The 18,678-nt window shown below is 55.0% G+C and carries 12 protein-coding genes; 3 read left to right on the top strand and 9 right to left on the bottom strand.

The annotated features are described in order from the left end of the window. Positions 1-228 precede the first annotated feature (228 nt). The 6 genes from galE to CYPRO_RS09865 form a co-directional block, all read right to left on the bottom strand. Positions 229-1,245, bottom strand: a complete 1,017-nt coding sequence (gene galE / locus CYPRO_RS09840) for a UDP-glucose 4-epimerase GalE (protein ID WP_114985763.1) — start codon at positions 1,243-1,245, stop codon at positions 229-231. A 117-nt stretch (positions 1,246-1,362) separates the two neighbouring features. Further along, positions 1,363-2,475 (bottom strand): aromatic ring-hydroxylating oxygenase subunit alpha, encoded by a 1,113-nt coding sequence (locus tag CYPRO_RS09845; RefSeq protein ID WP_164682681.1) that lies wholly within the window; start codon positions 2,473-2,475, stop codon positions 1,363-1,365. A gap of 34 nt (positions 2,476-2,509) precedes the next feature. After that, positions 2,510-4,090 (bottom strand): sodium:solute symporter family transporter, encoded by a 1,581-nt coding sequence (locus CYPRO_RS09850; protein WP_114984456.1) that lies wholly within the window; start codon positions 4,088-4,090, stop codon positions 2,510-2,512. A 252-nt stretch (positions 4,091-4,342) separates the two neighbouring features. Then, a complete protein-coding gene (locus CYPRO_RS09855; protein WP_114984457.1) occupies positions 4,343-4,924 on the bottom strand; it encodes a gluconate 2-dehydrogenase subunit 3 family protein in 582 nt (193 codons plus the stop codon). Beyond that, complete coding sequence (locus CYPRO_RS09860; RefSeq protein ID WP_114984458.1) at positions 4,924-6,621, bottom strand: GMC oxidoreductase; 1,698 nt, start codon at positions 6,619-6,621, stop codon at positions 4,924-4,926. The genes CYPRO_RS09855 and CYPRO_RS09860 overlap by 1 nt, the downstream gene beginning before the upstream one ends. Before the next feature lie 3 nt (positions 6,622-6,624). After that, positions 6,625-7,362, bottom strand: coding sequence for a 3-keto-disaccharide hydrolase (locus CYPRO_RS09865; protein WP_240644726.1), 738 nt, complete (start codon positions 7,360-7,362; stop codon positions 6,625-6,627). Between the two features lie 446 nt (positions 7,363-7,808). On the opposite strand from CYPRO_RS09865, the gene CYPRO_RS09870 reads away from it, so the two are divergent. Then, positions 7,809-9,053 carry an MFS transporter gene (locus CYPRO_RS09870; RefSeq protein ID WP_114985765.1) on the top strand — a complete coding sequence of 415 codons (1,245 nt, stop codon included), beginning with the start codon at positions 7,809-7,811 and terminating at the stop codon, positions 9,051-9,053. A gap of 61 nt (positions 9,054-9,114) precedes the next feature. Next, positions 9,115-10,614 (top strand): alpha,alpha-trehalase TreF, encoded by a 1,500-nt coding sequence (gene treF / locus CYPRO_RS09875; protein ID WP_114984459.1) that lies wholly within the window; start codon positions 9,115-9,117, stop codon positions 10,612-10,614. A gap of 380 nt (positions 10,615-10,994) precedes the next feature. On the opposite strand, the gene CYPRO_RS09880 is transcribed toward treF, so the two are convergent. From CYPRO_RS09880 to CYPRO_RS09890, 3 genes are all read right to left on the bottom strand, one after another. Beyond that, positions 10,995-13,523 (bottom strand): acyl-CoA dehydrogenase, encoded by a 2,529-nt coding sequence (locus CYPRO_RS09880; RefSeq protein WP_114984460.1) that lies wholly within the window; start codon positions 13,521-13,523, stop codon positions 10,995-10,997. A 110-nt stretch (positions 13,524-13,633) separates the two neighbouring features. Further along, entirely contained in the window at positions 13,634-14,818 is a 1,185-nt protein-coding gene (locus CYPRO_RS09885; protein WP_333472963.1) for a thiolase family protein, read from the bottom strand. Between the two features lie 33 nt (positions 14,819-14,851). Then, a complete protein-coding gene (locus tag CYPRO_RS09890) occupies positions 14,852-17,218 on the bottom strand; it encodes a 3-hydroxyacyl-CoA dehydrogenase/enoyl-CoA hydratase family protein (RefSeq protein ID WP_114984461.1) in 2,367 nt (788 codons plus the stop codon). Between the two features lie 253 nt (positions 17,219-17,471). Between CYPRO_RS09890 and CYPRO_RS09895 the strand changes: the two genes are divergently transcribed. Further along, the gene (locus CYPRO_RS09895) at positions 17,472-18,494 is read left to right on the top strand and encodes a ParM/StbA family protein (RefSeq protein WP_114984462.1); all 1,023 of its coding nucleotides are present in this window, start codon (positions 17,472-17,474) and stop codon (positions 18,492-18,494) included. Positions 18,495-18,678: the final 184 nt, after the last annotated feature.

An 18,678-nucleotide genomic window follows, 5' to 3' on the forward strand; every position in this document is an offset into this window, starting at 1 on the left:
ACGGACTTTGCGGAACCAAGCATCTGGGGCCTTCTAAACACATGGCGGCAGGTCCCGCCTGGCAGATCCCGGATAATGCTGCAAGAAGTTTCGTGCGGGTTCAAAACCCCGCGCCGCAGCATTTCCGGGATGACGGGCTGGGGGTGGGGTTGGATTGTGGACGTGGCAGGGAACAAACCAAACCGGCGCGGCATGCCGCGCCGGGTTTGTGTGCTCAGCTTTGCTGCTTTACGGTTTGTCGCCCAGGGTTAGCTGCCATTTCCAGGCGGTGCGGCTCATGTCGTCGAGGCTGTACTCGGGTTTCCAGCCGAGGACCTGCGTCACTTTCGTCGTGTCGGCCCAGATTTTTTCGACATCCCCCTGACGCCGCGGGGCGAAGCGGTAGTTCAGCTTCACACCCGTGCTGCGTTCAAAAGATTCGACGACTTCCGAAACCGAGTGTCCGTTTCCGGTGCCGACGTTGAAAATCTCCGTGCGGAAATCGTTGTCGCGGGCGTAATCAAGGGAAATAACGTGCGCTTTAGCCAGGTCAACAACATGAATGAAATCCCGGATGCAGGTGCCGTCGGGGGTGTTGTAGTCCTGACCGAAGATGCTGAGCTGTTCGCGCCAGCCGGCGGCGGTTTGTGTGATGAAGGGCATCAGGTTGCTTGGTACCCCACGAGGCAGTTCGCCAATAAGGGCCGATTCGTGCGCACCGACCGGATTGAAGTAGCGCAACAGCACCGATTTCACGTGCGGGGTGAGCTTGGTGAATTCGGTGATCATCAGCTCGGCCCAAAGTTTGGAGTTGCCGTAGGGCGTTGGTGAACTTGTGGTCGGGGTTGATTCCGTAACAGGCACGTTATCAGGCTCACCATACACCGTGCAGGACGACGAAAACACAAAGTAGGGCACCTTGTAATCTTCGACCATACGCATCACGTTGATCAGGCCCTTGATGTTGTTTTCATAGTACATCACCGGAAAATCGAGCGATTCAGATACGGATTTTTTGGCAGCAAAATGGATGATGCCGTCAATCCCGCTTTCTTTTTCGAAGACCTCCCGCAGTCCCTTGTCGTCCATGATGTCGGCCTCGTAAAAAGGCAGGCTGCGTCCGCAGATTTTTTCAAGCACCTGATGCACGTTGATCATGCTGTTGGAGAGGTTGTCGAGAATCACGATGTCGTGACCTGCAAGATGCAGCTCAACAACGGTGTGCGAGCCGATGTAGCCGAGGCCGCCGGTTACTAATATTTTCATTCGATTGAAGGCTTTGTTGGGGTTTGAAGAATGATCGCGACTGCTCCGGAAGTCAGCCGCGCGAAGTGCAATGTTGGGGGAAGATACACGCTGTACCGCTTTCCGCTGCAACTCATTTTACAAGGTAAGGAATCGCGCATAACTCTGCTTCAGCAATCCCTGAAAATGGTGCAGGGCGGTCTCCATTTTCGGAGAAAAGCGTCCGCGGTCGTAAGCTTTGGAGCGCAGGCCGAGCTGCACTGCCTCGCAGATATCCATATCCTCCTGCTGCACCTTGTCGCTGTAGGCCATGTCCTGCTGATGCTTGGTTTTTCCGGCTTCGGAGGTCACATCATCATAATAGTACTCAAAATGCACGCGGCAATGACCCGCATCAACAGGCTCAACCCGGTTGAGCTGCACCCGGCCCGGCAGGATGTTGAGCATGGTGTTCGGGTACACAAAATAGTAGTAGGCCTCCCCGCTGCCGTCGCTGTAGATGCTTTCGGCCTGCCGGAACGGACTGTACTGCAGCGAATGCCATTTGGCACACTCGGTTTTGTAGTCCTGAAAGCTCAGCAGATCGCACAGCTCCGGATGCACGTGCGGGATGTGATAGCCTTCCAGGTAATTATCGATATAGACTTTCCAGTTGCAGGCGACTTCATAGACGACCTCCCCGGCAAACTGCAGGGTTTCGGTGTTGAGATGACCGGTCCGGTCCTGAATGCCGTGCAGGAGTTCATCCAGGAGCGGGTGCGGCTCTGCTCCGTCCTCCTGCAGGGAAATCCAGATGAAGCCCTGCCTGATTTCGCAGCGCAGGGGCGTGAGGCCGAAGGCGTCCTTGTCGAAAAGCTCGGCCCGGTCGAAATGCGGTACCCCGCGCAGGGAGCCGTCGAGGCGGTAGGTCCAGCCGTGATACAGGCACTTGAGGAAGCGCGCCGAACCCGGCTCTTTCAGCAGCGGCCCGCCCCGGTGCCGGCATACGTTGTAAAACGCCCGCAGCTCCCCTTCGCTGTCGCGCAGGATGAGCACGGGATTCCCCCCCGCAAGCAGCGGATAGGCATCGCCCGCCTCCGGAATCCGGCTGATGTGCCCCGCACACTGCCAGCCGGTTCCAAGCACGGCCTCGAGGTCCAGCGGGTGAAATTCGGGGGAGGTGTACCAGTGCGAAGGAATGGTCTCGGCCCGCTCAACCGGCGGATGTTCCAGCTCGGCAGGCTGAATGTCGGGGATGGAGAAGTTTTCCAAGGAGGATGGGTTTGGGGTTGTCCGCAATTTTGGGTCAAAATACGAAGGCCAGCGATACACTGAATGCAACAATCAGCACAAAATACAGGCCGAGGATGAGGGTCTCGATCGGACGTTTTTCAATCGCGCTGAGGTCAACGAGCACTTCCGGGGTAACGGTGCCGGGCTGTATGCGGCTGAGGATGAATGCGACCCCGACCGTGACGGCAAAGCCGGTGAAGTTCCACCAGAACCAGAAAATGAAGCCGTCGAAAAAGAGCCAGAGTACCATGTTGAAGAGCACACCGGCTATGATTCCAAAATTTACAGCACGGCCGGTGATGCTTGTCGTGAGCATACCTAACACGAAAGTCGCGATAATTGGGCCGTAGAACAGTGAACCGATTTTGTTGATGGCTTCAATTACGGTCGGGGCGATGTTTCCGGCGGCAAAGGCGAGCAGCACGCAGATCACGCCCCAGAAAATGGTGTACTTTTTGGAGAGGCTGAACTGCTCGTCGGTGGAAGGTCGCGCCTCAGCCCGCGCAGGAATCACGAAATCCTCGACGGTTGCGGCACTGAGGGAGTTGAGGGCGGAGTCGAGTGAGGACATGGCAGCGGCCATGATGGCGGCGACAAGCAGGCCGATGAGTCCGTGCGGAAGGTAGGTGACGATAAAGTAGGGCACCATGTAATCGGGCCGGTCGGCGGGGATGAGGCTGAGAAATTCGGGCGTCATCAGAGCGAAGGTGCCGATGAGCAGGCCCATCACGCAGTAGAGCAGCACGGTCGGGAAGCGCGCCAAACCATTGAATACCAGCGCTTTGCGGACTTCCTTCATGTTCATGCTCGCGAGGATGCGCTGCGCCTGACTTTGGTCGCAGCCGTAGTAGGCCGCGTACAGGAAGAAGCCGCCGAGCAGCATGGGCCAGAAGCCAAACTCGGATCCATCCCCTACCCCGAACCCGCTGAAGTCAACCGCAGTGAGCCGGTCGCGGTCGAGGTTTTCGATAAAAATCTCCCAGCCGCCTAAAAGCTGCCACGCAAACCAGCTGCACATCAGGAAGCCCAGAAAGAGGATGCCCATCTGAATCACATCCGAAATCACGACGGCTTTCATGCCGCCGAGGTAGTCGTAGAGCAGGGCGATAATGCCGACGGCCACGATGTTGATCCACAGCGGAATCTGAAACACGGCTTCGAGCACGATGGCGACCGCGTACACGGTGATGCCCGCCGCGAAGGCCCGGCTGAACTGAAAGACGCCGCTCAGGAGCTGACGCGTGAGTTTGTTGAAGCGTTTTTCGAGGTAGGTGTAGATGCTGATGACGCCGCTGCGGTAGAGCGGCGGGAAGATGACAATCACCAGCAGAATCATGGCGAGGGGGACGGCGAACTCGTAGGTGAGCCATTGCAGGCCGCCGTTTTCGCGCAGCCCGACAAAAGCCGGCGCCGAAATGAAGCTGACCGCGCCCAATTGCGTTGCCATGGTCGACAGGCCGACCTGCCACCATTTGAAGGTCTTGCCGCCGAGGTAGTAGTCCTCGGTCGTTGTTTGGCCTTTGCTCAGGTGCCAGCTCAGCCAGATCAGGCCGGCGGCATAGATACTGATGACGATCCAGTCAATGTAATTCATACCCGCTCTTGGTTGGTTTTCCGGTTGATGCCGGCGCGCGGCGGCGCAAGAATGCTGATGCCGGTTCCGGCACGGGTTCAGGCCCGGAAGCCCATCCCCCTAAAAAAGAAAACCACCGGAGACGTTTCAATCCTTTGGGGGAAGAATTGCTGACCGCATCCGGCGGTTTCTGTTCACTTCATCCTCTTTATTTGGGAAAGAGGTTCAGATGCGGACGGTCCCGGGGGAGGTCCGCAAGTTTCGGTTCATGGCTCAGAAGTGAGCCCAGGCACGGCCGACTTCCTCGAGCGGAACGCACCCGCGGTAGGGACCAAAGTTCTGCATGTAGCGAAAGTGCTCGGTCATGCCCGCCTCGGAGTTGCAGTAGCCGATGAGGGTCATTTCCTTGAATTTCAGAAAAAACGGCATTTCTTCGGCCTCGCTTTCGACGGCTTCCCGGTTAGCTACGGTGATGTAAGCGAGTTTTTGGTCGTTGCTGAGCTCGTGAAACGGGCGCCCGGTTGCCTGCCGCACTTCATCGGCGAAGGCGTCAAGACCGGCGATGAAGCCGTCCCGGTCGCTTTCGCTGAGGAATTCTGCCGCCATGCGGTCGATGAAGGCGGGTACGCCGGCATCGAGGGCGCCGGGGGTGTCGGTTCGTGGCAGGATGGCCTCGGCGAGGTGCTCGGTGAGGGTAGCCTGCGCGTGATTGAGAAAAACGGGCGTCCAATCACCGGGGGTTACGCTGCACCCTTTGAGTACAGCCGAAATGGCAGGCAAAAAGGCGATGCCGCCCAGCATCAGCGCGGCCCGCTTAAGGGCTTCGCGGCGGTCAATGAGTTCTTTTTCTTCCATTAGAGATTTCCTTTTCTGAGTTCACTTGCGGCATAATCTGCTGCGCGGGCGGCGAGCGCCATGTAGGTGAGGGAGGGATTCTGACACGCACCGGAAGTCATGCAGGCGCCGTCGGTCACAAACACATTTTTACAGGCGTGCACCTGATTCCACTTGTTCAGCACCGAGGTACGCGGGTCGCGGCCCATGCGCGCGGTGCCCATTTCGTGAATCCCAAGGCCCATCCCGCCGGGATCGTCGAAGGTGTGAATGTTTTTGAAGCCTGCTGCTTCGAGCATCTCGGCGGCATCGTTCTTCATATCGACGCGCATTTTATGCTCGTTTTCGCCAAAGTCAGCATCCATCACAAAAGTCGGCATCCCCCATTTATCGCGCTTCTCGAAGTTGAGGTGCACCTTGTTTTCGTGCACCGGTACAACTTCCCCGAAAGCGGTGAGGCCCATGGTCCAGTCGCCGGGCTGCTGAATGAGGCCCTTGAGTTCAGGCCCGACGCTCAGCTCCTGCACGGCACGGCGCCAGTTGTCGCGGCTTGCCCCGCCCTGATAACCGAAGCCCCGCACATAGTCGCGGCGGTCGTTGCCGATGTTTCGGTAGCGGGGAATGTAAATTCCGTTGGGACGGCGGCCCCAGAAGTAGCGGTCTTTGAAGCCTTCGTACACACCATTGGCCCCGACGCGGAAGTGATGGTCCATCACATTGTGCCCAAGCTCGCCGGAGTCGTTGCCGAGTCCGTCAGGGAAACGGTCGCTGCGGGAGTTCATCATGATGAGGGTAGAGTTAAGGCATCCCGCATTCAGGAAAATGACTTTGGCATAGAACTCGGATGTTTCGAGGGTTTCGGCATCAATCACACGGACGCCTTTGGCTCGGCCGGATTCCACATCATAAATCACGGACTCCACAATGGAGTTGGGCCGCAGACGCATGTTGCCGGTACGCTCGGCAGCAGGCAGGGTCGAAGCCTGACTGCTGAAATAGGCGCCGTACGGACAGCCGCGCCAGCACAGGTTCCGGCTCTGACAGCTTCCGCGGTCGCCGATCGGGCGCGTGAGGTTTGCAGCCCGCCCCACCATGAGATGCCGCCCAAAGTTGGCCATCATGGATTCACGGAGATGTGTCTCCACACAGTTAAGGTCCATAGCCGGCTGCAGCTTCTGATCGGGCAGCTGCGGCAGACCGAGGTTTTCCCCGCTGATCCCCACGTATCCCTCCACGTAATCGTACCAGGGCTCGATGTCGCTGTAGCGGATGGGCCAGTCCACGCCGTACCCGTCGCGGGCGTTAGCTTCGAAGTCAATGTCACCCATACGATAGGACTGCCGCCCCCACATGATGGATTTCCCGCCCACGTGATAGCCGCGAATCCAGTCGAAGCGGCGCTTTTCTTCGTAGGGCTGATCGGCATCTTCCACCCACCAGTGCATGACCGAAGGACGAATGGTGTAGCCGGTCCGGCTTTGCACGGGATAGCGTTCCAGCTCTTTGGCCGTCGCGCGGTCGCCGTGCGGCAGCTCCCAGGGATGCTTATTCATCGTGGGATAGTCGAGGATGTGCCGGACATTGCGTCCGCGCTCGAGTACCAGCGTTTTAAGTCCGCGCTCGGTCAGCTCCTTGGCCGCAACCCCGCCGCTGATGCCCGTTCCCACCACGATGGCATCGTAGGTGTGCTGCTCTTCTGCCTTTACATTGAGATTCATGAACTAAAGCTCCCGTATTCTGATGTTTCTGAATTTGACCACATCTCCGTGATCCTGAAGGCCGATGTGCCCTTCCCGCATGGCACCAAACTCGTTATGTCCGCGGAATTTGCTGTTGCGCAGCATCTCGAACCACTCCACGGTGAAGCGCTCGAAGGAAACGACCATCTCCCCGTTCTGCCAGTGTTCGATGCTGTTGCCGTTGCTGATGATGCGCACCTGATTCCACTCGCCGTGCGGGTTCGCATTTTGCGGTACCGCCGGGATGAGGTCGTACAGCGAACCTGCCTGACGGTTGCCGTCCACGCCCTGATTGGCGTCCGGATGGTTTTCATTGTCGAGAATCTGCATCTCGAGCCCTGACCAGAAAATGGCTTCGGTCGGCTGCTCAAGTACAAAGTAGAAGATGCCGGAATTGCCGCCTTCCTCAATCATCCACTCCAGCTCCAGCTCAAAATCACTGAACGTTTGTCGGGTGATGATGTCAAGACCGGAGGTCCAGTCGTCGCGCTGAAAGGGTCGGAACACGAGCATATCATCCTCAATATGCCAACCGCGTTCGGGGAAGCCCTCCATATTGTAGCCCTTCCAGTGATCGGTTGACGAGCCATCGAAGAGGTGGATCCACTCCCCCGGAGCGGAAGCTGAACTACGGTCAGCCGAATCAGACTGCGCACAGGCGGTAAGCCAGGCTGCTGATAACAAAACCGTTATCCCTACGGAAAAGATTGATTTCATCATATATTAAACTAATGTTAGTATTGAAGTTATAATCACATAAAAAGGACAGCATGCAAACAAGAACAGTTTCATCATAATCCCGGGCATCCGTCCGGACAGTCGGATCAAAAAAGGCAGATTCCGCAGATCAGGCGTATGACCCTGCATAATCACGCAAGAATCCAATTTTACAGAAGAAGGCTGCAACAGACTGCATCAAACAACCCATATCCGGCAGCGGGCATAAGAAACCGCTTACAAAGGGGGATGATACTAAAGTTGGAGGATTAAATCACACCCAATTCAAGGGTATTTGCAAACGATTGCGGCATGAACCCGATAAAGTCTGTTCAAAAAACCGCTTTTATTTTAGGTCTCTTTCGGATATGTTTGAGCCGGTTGAAAAAGCCTGTATGAGCCTGAACGGCTTTTACCTAAAGTCCACATCCTTCACCTATCCTCCTTGTATGAAGAACTGGAAAATCAAGCTCTCGCTGATTTGCAACTACATCATTTTTGCCATTTTGCTCAACAGTGTGGGCGTTGTGGTGCTGCAGGTGATCAACGAGTACGGCATCACCCCCGAACGGGCGAGCGTGCTCGAGGCCTGGAAAGATCTTTCGATTGCTGCCGCTTCCTTTTTGATTGCTTCGTGGATTCCGCGCTTCGGCTACAAACTCTCCATGCTGTTCTCCCTCGCGTTTGTGGTAACCGCAAGCCTGCTGATGGCTACCATCGGCGGCTTCGGCATCTCACAGCTTTTGTTTGCGACCGTTGGGGTGAGCTTTGCAATTGTGAAAGTTTCGGCCTACTCCACGCTTAGCCTGATTACGGAGGACAGCAGTGAGCACGCGAGTTTTCTGAGCACCATGGAGGGCTTTTTCATGGTTGGCGTGCTGGGTGGTTTCTGGATTTTCGGCACATTTATCGCGATAGCCAACAACAGCGATACCATTTTGTGGACGCACACCTATTACGTACTTGCAGCCATAGGCGCGCTCGCCTTCCTGCTGCTGCTCACCACGCCGCTTGATGAAAGCTCGGTAGAAATCAGTGAAGAAGGTCCGGCGAAGGACTTCGTAGAGATGATCAGCCTGGTGAAATATCCGCTCATCATTTTCTTCATCATGGGTGCTTTTTTGTATGTGTACATCGAGCAGGCGATCAACACCTGGCTGCCTTCCTTCAACTTTAATGTGCTGCACCTTCCGGACAGCATCAGCGTGCAGATTGCAAGCATTTACGCGGGTTCTCTTGCTGCGGGGCGTCTGCTTGCCGGGTACGTGATGAAGCACATCAACTGGTACTATGTGCTGCAAAGCTGTATCGTGATGGCCGTTGTGCTGGTGCTGCTGGTTTTGCCGCTCACGATCGGCATCGAGCCGGGCACCGTCACAGGATGGAGCACCGTACCCGTCGCGGCCTATCTTCTGCCGGCCATCGGCTTCTTTCTGGCGCCGATTTATCCGACGCTGAGCTCTTCCATCCTCAGTGCGCTGCCCAAAAACCGGCAGAGCGGCATGACCGGCCTTATCGTGATTTTCTCAGCCCTCGGCGGCACGACCGGCTCTATCATCACCGGATTCCTTTTCGGACGACTCGACGGGCAAACCGCCTTTTATTTCACCCTTGTGCCGCTCGTGCTGCTTTTCCTGCTCATCATCCCCTACCGTCGCAAGCGCGAACAGTTCGAGATCGGCTCTATCAAATAAGCTGATCGGGGAACTTCAGCCATCCTCCTGAACCGAAAAGAATCAGAAACAAAACCGACCTATGAAAGCTCCGAAACTGCCGCAAACCTCCGGTGCCCTTTTTGAAGCCGTCCAAAAAAACCGCGTCTTTCCGGACTCCAAATACTTTGTGGATTGTACGCCTAAGTCCGGTCCGGCAGAGATTCAGGCTGCCTGGGAGCGGGAGAAGGACGCGCCTGACTTCGACCTGAAAACCTTTGTGGAACAGCATTTTGAAGCGCCTGACGCAGGGGAAGACACCGAGATACCCGCTTCCCAAAGCTGTCGCGAGCATGTACGCAAACTGTGGCCGCTACTGTTCCGCCGTTCCGATGGCCAAAAAAACGCGCACAGCTCCCTGCTTCCGCTGCCGCATCCTTATGTCGTGCCCGGCGGGCGTTTTCGCGAAATTTATTACTGGGACAGCTACTTCACCGCCCTGGGCCTTGCAGCGGATGGGCACGCGGAAATGACGCTGAATATGACCCGCAACTTCGCGCATCTCATCGAAACCGTCGGTCACGTGCCCAACGGCAACCGCACCTACTACCTCAGCCGCTCACAACCCCCTTTCTTCGCCTTTATGGTGGATTTGTGCGTGAGTCTTTCTGATGATGGGTCCCCGGCTGAATTTCTGCCTGCATTGCTGAAAGAGCATGCGTTTTGGATGGATGAAACGGGGGATGACAACCGCCGGACCGTGAAACTGCCTTCAGGTGAAATCCTGAATCGTTACTGGGATGACCATCCGGCACCGCGCGAAGAATCCTGGTTTGAAGATGACGAACTCGCGCACGAACTTGATTCCGAAGCCCGGCAAAAGTTGTTCCGCAACATACGGGCGGCCTGTGAGTCCGGCTGGGATTTTACGAGCCGCTGGTTTGCCAACGGCAAGAGCCTTTCGACGATTGAAACGACCGATATTTTGCCCGCCGACCTGAACGCCCTCCTTTGGTTCATGGAGCACAAGCTCGCCGAATGGCTTCGGGATTATCCGGTTGATGGTACGCCGCCGGCATCCCATTTTGCAAAGCTGGCGGAACAGCGCAAAGCCACAATGAACCGGCTTATGTGGGATGCAAAGACCGGCATGTTCCGGGACTACAATTTTGTTAAAGCTGCACAGACCGGCGTGATTTCCCTGGCGGCGGTATATCCGCTCTTTACAGGCCTGGCAACCGAAGCGCAGGCAAAGTCAACCGCAGAAGGGCTCGAAGCCCATTTTCTGATGGAAGGTGGCCTGGCAACGACGCCCGTGGTCACGGGTCAGCAATGGGACGCACCCAACGGCTGGGCTCCGCTGCAGTGGATGGCGATTCAGGGGCTGCACCGCTACGGGCACGACGAACTGGCCGATACCGTAACCCGCCGCTGGCTGGAAGCCAATGAGCGTATTTTTGAGCGGGCGGGCAAAATGGTTGAAAAATACAACGTAGCGGACAGCTCGGGACAGGCCGGCGGCGGTGAATACCCGCTTCAGGACGGCTTCGGCTGGTCCAATGGCGTCTTCGCGGCTCTCTATGACGCGCTGAATCGCGGCTGACACCTTTGGCTGCATTAGACGAGGCTGAATGGTGAAAATCTTCCCAGTGGCATTTATGACAAGAGGTTGATCTTTTGTTTGAAGCGTTTTATTCCGGTTGTTGGCAGCTGCAGTACTTTCTTCACAATAGATACAAAAGGTAGCGCGCCTGCCGTAAACAGGTCTGCAGGTGATAATAATTGAACGCCACTGTGTTTAATTCAAGCTGAAAAATCATCCCAAGCAGGTTGCTGGCACCTCCCGCCACGCTCAACGAAGAGCGCGTGAATACTGTCCAAAATAAAATCAGGCCCGAAAGTATTCCTTCCGGACCTGATCAACCTTAACCTTAACCTAACTATAATATTTGTTGCTTACGGTGCTTTGCCGTTATTGTGGACTTAGTTGAGCACCTTCTCAACGTCTTTAAGGTCGCTGTTTCCGTTTTGTGGTTTTTGGGCAGCGCGGACATTAAGCGTTGGCTGCGGATTTTTGGCCGTTTTCTTGTACTCTTCCAGGGTAAAAGAATCCACGCGAACGGCTTCAGCACGCTCTTTTTCAGCCAGTTTCACTAGATCAAAGTCTGCCTGCGTGATGATTCCTTTTTCGAGGGCAGCATCAAGCAAGAGAGCCGGTTTCATGCGTGGCAGTTTTTTAGCTCTGATGGCGTCTTTGATCTTACGCGCTACGTCTTCACTCTGAACAGAAAGACGGAAGGCGCGCTCGAGCTGTGTTAGTGGCTCGCTCTCGGGCTTCGGCATAAACATGCCTTCGGTGAAGCGGTCGCGCTGCTGACCCGGAATCTGTACGGCTTTGGCAAGGCGCTGCGCGATTTTATCGCTTGGGCCGCTGCTCATGGTGTTGGTACGTGACCAAAGCGCAACAGGACCTTTGAAGAGCCAACCGAGGCCGGGCACGTCGAGGTGACGGAAAATGCCGTCGAAGGCCTGCTGAATGTTGGCGAAGCTGAGCTGCATGGCGTAGTGCAGGAAGGCTTCGTCTTCCTTGCGGCGGCCTTCCGCTTCGAAGCGGCGGAGTACGGAGGTACCGAGGTACATCCAGATCAGAACGTCGGCAAAGCGTCCGGTGAGTTTTTCACGGATTTTGAGGGCACCGCCTAACGAGCCCATCGCAAGGTCAGCAATGAAGGCGAAGGTTGCAGATGCCCACGACATTTTCTTGTAGTACGGAGCGGCAACGCCGTTCACGGGCGAACCGGCAAGACGTCCGCGGGTGACGCTCAGCAATACCGAACGGAAGAAATTGTGACCCACATGACCGATGTGCTTCCAAAAGGCGTCATCGAAGGCTTTGAGATCGTTGTTGGTCAGGGCCTGAATTTCTTTCAAGGCATAGGGGTGACAACGGATGGCGCCCTGACCGAAGATCATGAGCGTGCGGGTGAGAATGTTGGCACCTTCCACCGTGATGGAAACCGGTACCGAATAGTAGCCGTGCGCGATCATGTTTTTAGGGCCTTTGGAGATGGCCGCGCCACCGAGCACATCCATCGAATCGTTGACCACTTCGCGGAAAGATTCCGTGAAACTGTACTTGGCAATCGCGGTAACGACGGCGGGTTTGGCACCATCCATCAGCGCACCGCAGGTGAAGCGGCGGGCGGCTTCAAAAATGTAGGTGTAGCCTGCGATGCGGCTGACCGGCTCTTCGATGCCTTCGAACTTGCCAATCGGCAGGCCGAACTGCTTGCGAACGGCGGCGTACGCACTTGTTACGCGCAGCATGGCCTTCATACCGCCTGCGCTTGAGGCCGGCAGCGAAATACCGCGTCCCGCAGCAAGGCACTCCATGAGCATTTTCCAGCCAAGTCCCGCACCTTCGGGTCCGCCGATAATTGCGTTGACCGGTACGACCACATCCTTGCCGGAAGTCGGGCAGTTGTAGAAGGGCACGCCCAGCGGATCGTGACGCTCACCCAGCTTGATACCGGACAGATCGGTCGGGATCAGCGCACAGGTAATGCCAAGGTCTTCGCCTTTGCCTAACAGGTTTTCCGGATCACGCAGCTTGAACGCAAGACCGAGCACGGTCGCGATGGCAGCAAGGGTGATGTAGCGCTTGTCCCAGTTCAGGCGGACATACAGTTTGCCGTCTTCTCCTTTAAATACAACCCCATTGGAGCTGATTGCGCCGGCGTCGGAGCCTGCGTTTGGCTCGGTGAGGGCGAAGCAGGGAATTTCATCCCCTACGGCGAGGCGCGGCAGGTAGTAGTCTTTCTGCTCTTTGGTTCCGTAGTGAATCAGCAGCTCAGCCGGACCCAGTGAGTTAGGCACCATCACGGTAGTAGCGAGCGGTCCGCAGCGGGAAGTGAGCTTGGCCACAATCGCACTGTTGGCGAGGGCCGAGAAGCCGAGTCCGCCGTATTCTTCCGGAATAATGAGGCCGAAGAACCGCTGTTTCAGCACGTAGTCCCACACCTCGGGCGGCATGTCGCGGTTTTGGAAAACTTCCCAATCGTTGGTCATGGCACAAAGCTCTTCGACCTGATTGTCGAGGAAGGCCTGCTCCCGCTCGTTCAGCTCGGGATAGGATTCGTTGAGGATGCGGTTGAAATCCGGCTTCCCTGAAAACAGCTCGCCGTCGATCCAGACCGTACCGGCGTCAATCGCCGTTTGTTCGGTCTTTGAGATTACGGGGAGAAAATTGAAGGCTTTCATTCCCTTCATAATGCCGTTGGAAAGGGTAGCGCGGCGAACCGGCTTCACGGCAAAAAACAGGGCGATGACACCGAGCGTGACCCACGCCCAGGTTGGAGCGGCATAGCCCCAGAGGAGCAGGCCGGAACCCAGCAGCCAAAGCATGAGGGGTGCACCGGTAAAACCGAGAATCAGCACCGCCGCAACGGCACCGACCCAAACAGGCCAGCTGGCCTCAAGACCGGATAAAAATCCAAAAAATAAAGCTTCCATAATAGTGTAGCTGTTGTTGGTGAGTAGATTGATGCGTAGTTGAGATTCAGATGTGCCGGGAAGTACGGCTGATCGTCCGGGTTGAACAACCAGCCCAAAGCGCTTCCCTTTTAATCAATTAGTTCGAAGATGCCGGCAGCACCCATGCCGCCGCCGATGCACATGGTGCACATGCCGTAGCGCACCTTTTTCCGCTTCATGGCATGAAGCAGGGTCGCGGTCAGCTTCGCACCGGTACATCCCAGGGGATGCCCGAGCGCAATCGCGCCGCCGTACACGTTGACGATTTCCGGATCAATGCCGAGCTCCCGAACTATGGCAAGTGACTGCGAGGCAAACGCTTCGTTCAGTTCAATCAGACCGATGTCGGAGAGTTTGAGTCCGGCCTGTTTCAGCGCCTTGGGGATGGCTTCAATCGGGCCAATGCCCATGATTTCGGGGGCAACTCCGGCGACTGCGTAGGCGGCAAGCCGCGCTATGGGTTTGGCACCGATGGCTGCCGCCTTTTCTGCGCTCATCACAACCGTTGCCGCGGCGCCGTCCGACATCTGACTCGCGTTACCCGCAGTGACTGTGCCGCGCGGATTGAACGCGGGTCTGAGTTTGGCAAGCGCCTCGGGAGAAGTGTCGGCGCGGGGACCTTCATCCGTATCAAATACGATGGACTGAGACGCGGGTCTGCCGTCTTTCATGCCGGAGAGGCTTGTTTCAACCGGAATGATTTCATCCTTAAACACACCGTCTGCGAGGGCCTGTGTCGCTTTGCGATGCGAGTGATAGGCAAATTCATCCTGATCTTCGCGGCTTATTTTGTACTTCAGCGCCACATTTTCAGCGGTGATGCCCATCCCGACGTAAATGTTAGGATGATGCTCGGCCATGTACGGGTCGGGCGAAAAATGGTAGCCGCTCATGGGTACGAGCGTCATGGATTCCGCGCCGCCGGCAATCACGACTTCGGCGTGCCCGGCCATCACGGCCTGAACGCCCTGCGCAATAGTCTGCAGGCCGGAAGAGCAAAAGCGGTTGATGGTCGCCGCCGGAACCGACTGCGGGAGTCCGGCACGGAGTGCAATTACCCGCGCCATGTTCAGCCCCTGCTCGCCTTCGGGCATGGCACAGCCGATGAGGACGTCATCGACTTCAGCGGGATCAAGCCCCGCGATTTTATCCAGCGAGCCTTTTACCGCGGCAGCACCAAGGGCCTCCGGACGCGTATGCCGCAGGCTTCCTTTTTTGGCTTTCCCGACGGCCGTGCGGACAGAACTTACAAGTACAGCTTCTTTAGTCATCATAACTTTCTGAAATTCTTTGATTTTGACCGTGGGTTAATTGCGCAGCGGCTTGTTGGTTTTGAGGATGCTTTCGATACGTGCTCTCGTCTTTTCCTGACCGAGCAGTGAAAGGAAGACTTCACGCTCGAGATCGATGAGGTAATCTTCCTGCACGTACTCGGGGCCGAGCAGCTCGCCGCCACACATCACGTGCGCGAGCCGGGTTGCGAGATAGGCGTCGTACTCTGAAATCCAGCCGGCTTGCTGCATTTGCCAGGCCGCATTCTGAAGCGGCGCAAATCCGGGCTTACCGGGCACAAACACGCGGTGCCGTACCGGCGGCGCGATGTAGCCCTGATTGGAGAGCCGGATGACTTCCTCCTTCGCCATATAAATACGTCGTGCGTCATTCATGGCAATGCGGGTTTGCTCCTGTGTGAGGTATCCGAAGTCAACGGCTTGCTGACCGCTTGTGGCAACCTTGGCCATCGCGATGGTTTCAAACACTTTCTGCAGGAAAGGCTGAATGTGGGACGGATGCTGTGTCGGGGCAGTTTCCCCGGCACGGGCGACCATCGTCATGGTGCCGCTGCCAGCAGGGATGAGTCCCACGCCCAGCTCCACGAGCCCCATGTAGGTTTCCGTAGCGGCTACAACCGAAGCCGCGCCCATGGTCAGCTCTACGCCACCTCCCAGGACTTTTCCGCGGATGGCATTCACGACCGGCTTCTGCGCGTACCGAATCGCAAGCGCTGCCTTTTGGAAATTGTGGACGGCTTTTTCAATCATGTCAAACTGACCGCTGAGTGCCGCATGCGCGAGTTCACCAAGATTGGCACCGACAGAGAAATTCTCCCCGTCATTGGCAATCACCAAACCGCGCCAGTCACCTTTCTCCGTGAATTCCAGCGCTTCAAAAACGCCATTTATCACATTGAAACCCAGCGTGTTTGCTTTGGAGCGGAACTCGTAGATTAGTACGCCATCACCGGCATCAATCAGCGCAGCTTCGGGATTGCTCCAGACTTCCTTGTCCTTGCCGGATGCTTTGATGGCTGCAAGGCTGAGTTCGTCAGCCTGTGCTTCAATAGGCTTGTATCCGCTTCCTGGCACGTAGTGCAGATCGAGGCCTTTTTCCTTTTGTTTGTAGAATAGATAGTCGCCGTCGGCCAGCATTTTGCGGAACCAAAGCGGGAGATCAAGACCGCGTTTGCCGGCTTCCTGCGAAAAGCGAACCGGGCCAATGGCGTCGCAAATGGCGAAGGGTCCCATCTGCCAGCCAAAGCCCCACTGAATGGCGAGGTCCACATCCCGCGGGAAATCCGAAATTTCGGGTATGCGGTTCATCGCGTAGGCAATCATCCGGGTCGTGTGTTCGCGGATGAAATCTCCGGCACGGCCCTCTTCCCCGAACAGCGCCTCCCAGCGTTTGGCAAGAGATTGTTTTTGGATGGCGCTCAAGTCGCCCAAATTCAGCTCAGCAGGAGCTTTATAGCTGAGTGTTTTGGGATTGAGGGATTTGATGACTTTTCCATCCTTGAAATAGAAGCCGCGACCTGTTTTCGCGCCGAGGGCTTTTTGCTCTACAAGTTTGAGCAGAAGATCAGGAACCCGGAAAACTCCCCGGTCGGGGTCGTTCGGGATGGCTTTGTAAAGATTTTTGGAGACGTAGGTGAGGGTGTCGAGTCCGACGACATCGGCTGTGCGGAAGGTAGCCGATTTGGGACGCCCGGTAAGCTGACCGGTGAGCAGGTCGATTTCCTCAATAGAGTAGCCTTTCTCCAGGAAACCGAAGGTGAGCATCATTGAATAAGTGCCGACCCGGTTTGCGATAAAGTTCGGGGTGTCTTTAGCGTGAACAATCCCCTTACCGAGGTGCACACGACCGAAGTGCGAAACGCGATTCGTGATTTCCGGATCGGTGTCGGGGGTGGGAATAATTTCAAGCAGCTTCAGATAGCGGGGCGGATTGAAGAAATGCGTGCCTAAAAAGCGCTTCCTGAAACCGGCTGAACAATCGGCTGCGATCTCCTGAATAGGCAATCCGCTTGTATTGGAAGAAATAACGGCATCGGGGCGGGCGTGCTGCTCGATACGGGCCATCATGGACTTCTTTGCGTCCATCTGTTCAATGATCACCTCGATGATCCAATCGGCTTTGCCGAGTACATCAAGATTTTCTTCAAAGTTGCCGGTAAAGATGCGCGATGCAACCGCATCGGTGACTACCGGAGAAGGCTTCATCTTGAGCATCTTGCCGAAAGCCTGTTGAACAAGAGCGCTTTTCGGACACTGCGGTGCCGGCATATCAAGCAGCCATACCGTAAGACCAGCGTTGGCGAGATGTGCCGCTATTTGGGAGCCCATCACTCCTGCTCCAAGAACAGCAGCGGTTCTGAAATTTGCGTAGTTAGTTGACATGGAAGGAATAGTTCTTTGCCGTGAAAGAATAGTTAACAGCGTTAACCGCTTAACACTGTTAACATAGCAAAGCAGCGTGGTGATGTCAACAGCTTCCGGAATTTTTTTTTAATTCATAATGCAGCAGTACATCAAATCAAATATCTAAGGATTAAGGGTATATACTATTTTGCTATTAGTGTTTTTTGCTTTATAATTGACACTAATTTTACGAAGGCACCCATCCTTTAGATTTAAACCACTCATTACTTATATGGAAATCCAGTCAGTCGTATTCCCCAGTGTTATAGAGGCATACAGCGCGCAGCTCAAAGGCGTGACACGGTATGAACTTAACGGTCTCAAAATCCAGGAGGGCAATACGGATTATTTAATTGGTAATCTTGCACTTACAGAAGGCAAAAACCCACATAAAGCTATCAATAGCTATGTTAATGAAGCTGATTATGGCCTTTTAATCAAAGCTGCTTTATTGGTCGCAACAAAATTTATTCACGATCCCCTTATTGTCACTACCGGTTTCCCTCTTTCTACAATCAATATTAACAAACGTCAGGCTATAGAGTACATCTCTGGTATTGATAACATTGTCTTCGATTCAAGCCCGGCAGGCGGAGACGGTTACAAAACCCGACAGCTGGATGTTGCAGATGTAAGTATCCTTGGTGAAATTGAGGCAGCCAATAAAGCAGTACGCGATATACCCGAAAAAAAGCTGAGCAAATTTTTCATTGTTAGCCTTGGCTATGGAACAGTAGAGGTTGCCTTGAGTACGCCAGACGGTATGGTAAAAAGAACCATGTCATCTGGTAGCGGACTCAGATATGCCATAAACCGCGCCATGGATCAGCTTAATGAATCCCACTATTTAGGCCTCAGAACAGAGCATCAGTTCGACATTGCTTTCCAAAAAGGTAAAATTGTAGTTAACAGAAGGCCACTTGACCTCACCGAGATCCGGTCGCGCACCTTAAAGAATTACTACAATGAAGTGATCTCATCGCTGATCAGAAACCACTGGTCAGATGAAGACTTCAATACGGCTGAATCTCTCGTACTTGTTGGTGGTGGTGCACATTACAAAGACCTTGTGAATTGCTTCAAAGAGGAATTTGATTCAATCCTTGAAGTATTTATTCCTGAGCGTCCAGCCTTTCAGGCGAGTATCGGATACTGCCTAAATTCTCTCGAATTAGCGGAAGGTAACAAGTCCGTCTGCGTAGGGATTGACATTGGCAATGCTCAAACGGTAATTAGCTTGTTTAAAGACAGCTGATTCAGATCGGTTTAAAAAAAACCTCATGTTACCCGACATGAGGTTTTTTTTTGCACCCGAAATGCCCTAAATTGATTAATCAGACGGAGGCAATTTTGATTATTTTGAAGTTTTGATACAACCATCAAAGCATGTAAATAGTTAATAAACAAACAGTCTGAATAATATTGTGATTCAATCATCC

Source organism: Cyclonatronum proteinivorum (genome assembly GCF_003353065.1).
Lineage (GTDB): Bacteria > Bacteroidota > Rhodothermia > Balneolales > Cyclonatronaceae > Cyclonatronum > Cyclonatronum proteinivorum.